Here is a 308-nt window from a genome sequence, read left to right as displayed (position 1 = left end):
TTGCCTTACCGTCTGGTCTTTGTAGCTATGGTTGCCTTGGGTGGTTTCCTCAAACTAGACTTGATTTGGATCATCGCAGATATTGTGAACGGGCTCATGGCACTACCAAACTTGATCGCCTTACTAGCTCTCTCTCCTGTTATCATCAAGGAGACACGCCAGTATTTTGCAAAGAAGAAATAAGATAAAAGTCAGCCACTTGGCTGTCTTTTTGTTCTTTTAGGGTGTTTTCTGCTATAATTATCTCATGAATGATTTTATTACCAAGTATTTGTCTCAATTTAATATTGAGGCCATTGTGACAGCAG

The 308-nt window shown here is 39.9% G+C and carries 1 protein-coding gene; it reads left to right on the top strand.

From position 1 onward, the window contains the following. Positions 1–183 (top strand): alanine:cation symporter family protein (locus tag C1G53_RS10995; RefSeq protein WP_161941422.1); only part of this gene is annotated, 183 nt, incomplete at its 5' end. Positions 184–308 lie beyond the last annotated feature (125 nt).

It is taken from the genome of Streptococcus suis, assembly GCF_002960445.1.
GTDB lineage: Bacteria > Bacillota > Bacilli > Lactobacillales > Streptococcaceae > Streptococcus > Streptococcus hyiners.
This window is presented reverse-complemented; position numbering and strand designations above follow the sequence as displayed.